The organism is Deltaproteobacteria bacterium (genome assembly GCA_009929795.1).
Lineage (GTDB): Bacteria > Desulfobacterota > Desulfovibrionia > Desulfovibrionales > Desulfomicrobiaceae > RZZR01.
In genome coordinates this window covers 1-3338 of sequence record RZZR01000218.1, presented here as the reverse complement: position 1 = coordinate 3338, position 3338 = coordinate 1, and the positions used below count along the sequence as shown (strand labels likewise).

Annotated in this window: 4 protein-coding genes; all 4 read left to right on the top strand. The window is 59.4% G+C overall.

Annotated features, from left to right (window positions below):
* Positions 1-570 (top strand): ABC transporter permease (locus tag EOM25_13380; GenBank protein ID NCC26166.1); only part of this gene is annotated, 570 nt, incomplete at its 5' end.
* Positions 571-588: 18 nt separating this feature from the next.
* Positions 589-1374, top strand: coding sequence for an ABC transporter permease (locus tag EOM25_13375; GenBank protein ID NCC26165.1), 786 nt, complete (start codon positions 589-591; stop codon positions 1372-1374).
* Between the two features lie 59 nt (positions 1375-1433).
* A complete protein-coding gene (locus EOM25_13370) occupies positions 1434-2588 on the top strand; it encodes an extracellular solute-binding protein (GenBank protein ID NCC26164.1) in 1155 nt (384 codons plus the stop codon).
* On the top strand, positions 2533-3338 hold an 806-nt coding region (locus EOM25_13365), incomplete at its 3' end, for an ABC transporter ATP-binding protein (protein NCC26163.1). The genes EOM25_13370 and EOM25_13365, both read left to right, overlap by 56 nt.

The window sequence follows — 3338 nt, the reverse complement described above, 5'->3', positions numbered from 1 at the left end:
TCCCTGCTCCTCTTGCTGATCATGCTCCCCTTCTGGATCAGTTTCATCATCAGAACCATGAGCTGGGTCAACATCCTGGGCGATACCGGCTTCATCAACCACACTCTCTTGAGTCTGGGTCTCATCGACGAGCCCCTGTCCATGCTCTACCACGAAGGGGCCGTGCTCATGGGCCTCATCCAGTATCTTTTGCCCTTCATGATCCTGAACATCTACGTCAGCCTGGAGGGCATCGACAGAAGCCTCCACGAAGCGGCCAAAAGCATGGGCTGCACCGAATGGCAGGCCTTTCTGGAAGTCACCCTGCCCTTGAGCCTGCCCGGGGTCAGCGCCGGCTGCCTCCTGGTCTTCGTCCTCACGGCCGGCACCTATCTCCCGCCCATGATTTTGGGTGGACCCGGCGACAGCCTCATCTCCAATCTGATCTTCAAGCGGATCGTCGGCACCCTGGATTGGCCCTTTGGATCGGCCATCAGCGTCATCCTCCTGGCTCTTCTGGGCACCATCGTCTGGGTCTACAATCGCTACCTGGGCATCAACCAGATTTTTAAAAGCCTGAGCGCCAACTAGAGAAACCAGGAGCAGATCATGAAAATATCCGGCTGGACCCTCATCAAGATATACACCTTTCTTGTTTACATCTTCATGTTCGCGCCCATCGTCGTGGTCATGGTCCTGGCCTTCAACCCGGAGCAGTTCGGGTCCTTTCCCATGACCGGATTCAGCGTGAAATGGTTCGTCAAACTGGCCCAGAACGAGGCCATCATCAACGCCTTCAAGAACTCCCTCATCCTGGGAAGCCTGACTGCGGTCACGGCCACAACCATCGGCATCCTGGCGGCCATGGCCTTTGTCCGCTATGACTTTCCGGGCAAGAATACCATCAACACCCTGCTTCTGGCCCCCATCATGATCCCCGAAGTCGTCCTGGGCGTTGCCCTACTCATCTTCATCCGCTGGCTCCAGCAGCCAAAAAGCTTTCTTCTTCTCCTCATCGGCCACGTCGTTCTGACTCTGCCCTATGTCCTGCTCATCGTGCAGGCCCGCTTGGGCGGCATCAAGAAATCCTACGAGGAGGCCGCCCAGACCCTCGGTGCCAGCCCCTTCAGGACCTTCATTGAAGTCACCTTGCCCCTGCTCATGCCCGCCATCCTGGCCGGCATGCTCTTTTCCTTCACCATTTCCTTTGACGACATCACCGCCACCCTGTTCTGGGCCACGGCCGAGCAACAGACCGTGCCGGTCAAAATATTCGGCATGCTCAGAAATTCGGTCAGTCCGGAGATCAACGCCCTGGGCACGGTTATGATCGTGCTCACCGTGGCCACCCCGCTCCTGGCCGGATTCCTGGTCCGAAAACTGAGCAGAAACTGAACCATTCCCCGGCCCCGGGCCACGAATCGCCGAGGAACCAAACCCCAATGGAGGATACCATGTCCGATTCCTTAAAAACCCTGAACGCCGTCGCCGATGCCCACACCTCGGGAAAATTGCCCAGACGCGATTTCCTCAAATATCTCGGCCTGGCCGGGGTCGCCGCCGGATTGGTCGGAGGACCCTTCACCCTTATCCGCCAGGCCATGGCCGCCAAGGGCATCCGTTTCGACGGCTGGGGCGGCACCACGTCAGAGGCCTTCCGCAAATACGCCTTTGAACCCTTCACCAAGGCCACCGGCATCAAGGTCATCGAGGGTGAGTTCGGCGACATGGATTCCTACCTGACCCGGGTCAAGGCTTCGTTCCCTCCGGGTGGAGAATTCAATGTCGCGCATCTGAGCGGAGTCTTCGACTACGCCCGGTACAAAAGCCTGGGGTTTGACTCGGCCCTGAACACCGAGAATATTCCAAACCTCAAAAACGTCATGGAGGGCATGATCACTCCTCTACGGAAGATCACCGGCGGAGCCCTGTCGGCCGTGCCCTACGACCTCGGCCAGACCGGAATCGCCTACAACACCAAGTATGTCTCCAAGGACAAGGCCGAAAAGCTCGGAGCTGGCCTCCTGTTCGACGAAAGCCTCAAGGGCAAGCTGGGAAGCTGGACCGACTGGCGAACCAACATCTGGTACGCCGCCCTGTACACAGACCAGAGTCCCAACGACATCAAGGACTTGAAGGCCGTCTGGAAAGTTCTGCGCGACCAGCGGAACCTGATGAAAAAATATTGGGGCTCCGGAGCCGAGCTCATGAACCTTCTGGCCAACGACGAGATCTACGCCACCGTGGCCTGGTCCGGGCGTGTGGCCGCCCTTCAGGAACAGGGTCACCCCATCGGCTATCTGGCCCCCCACAACACCTATTCCTGGCAGGAATGCATATACGTCATCAAAGGCTCGGACCTGGCCGTGGCCGAAAAACTTTTGAATTTCATGCTCGAGCCCGATGCGGCCATTGCCGTGGCTTTGGGCCAGAAATATCCGCCGAGCCTCGACCCGACCAAGATCAAAATGCCCGAGGGCGTGACCAAGCTCCCGGCCTTCGATCCCACCGGCCGCCTCGATGGCTATCTCTTCGGCGATCCCGACTACTGGAATGGACACCAGCTCGAATGGGCCGAGCAATGGGACAGGGTCATGGCCGGGGCCTAGGCCGGACCTTTTGAAACTACGCATCAGGGAGGGGCTTGCCCGGCCCCTCCCCATTCATGGAACATCAGCGGAAAACGAGGATAACGTGACAGCGAGCCCACAGCCCACCGTGGAACTCAGGGGCCTGACCAAGAGCTTCGGCAAGGTCCAGGCCGTGAAGAAAATCGACCTGACCATCGATGACGGGGAACTGGTGACACTGCTCGGGCCTTCGGGCTGCGGCAAGACCACCATCCTGCGGATGATCGCCGGGCTGGAAACGCCCACCTCCGGAGACATCTTCATCAAGGGCCGACGCATGAACAACGTGCCCATCCACAAACGGAATCTGGGCATGATCTTCCAGAACTACGCCCTCTTCCCCCACAAGACCATCTTCGACAACGTGGCCTTCGGCCTCAAGTACCGGGACGTACCCAAGTCCGAGATTCCGGGCCGGGTCAAACAGGCCCTGGAGATGGTCCGCCTGCCCGGGGTGGAGAAACGTAAACCCTCCCAGCTCTCGGGCGGCCAGCAGCAGCGCATCGCTCTGGCCCGGGCCATTGTCATCGAGCCCGACGTCCTGCTCATGGACGAGCCACTCTCGGCCTTGGACGAGAATCTCCGGGAGGAGATGCGCCGGGAGATCGACAACCTCCAGCAACGCCTCGGTCTGACTACCGTCTTCGTCACCCACGACCAGCGCGAGGCCCTCAGCATGTCCTCCAAGATCGTGGTCATGAAGGACGGGGTCATGCAGCAGGTCGGGGC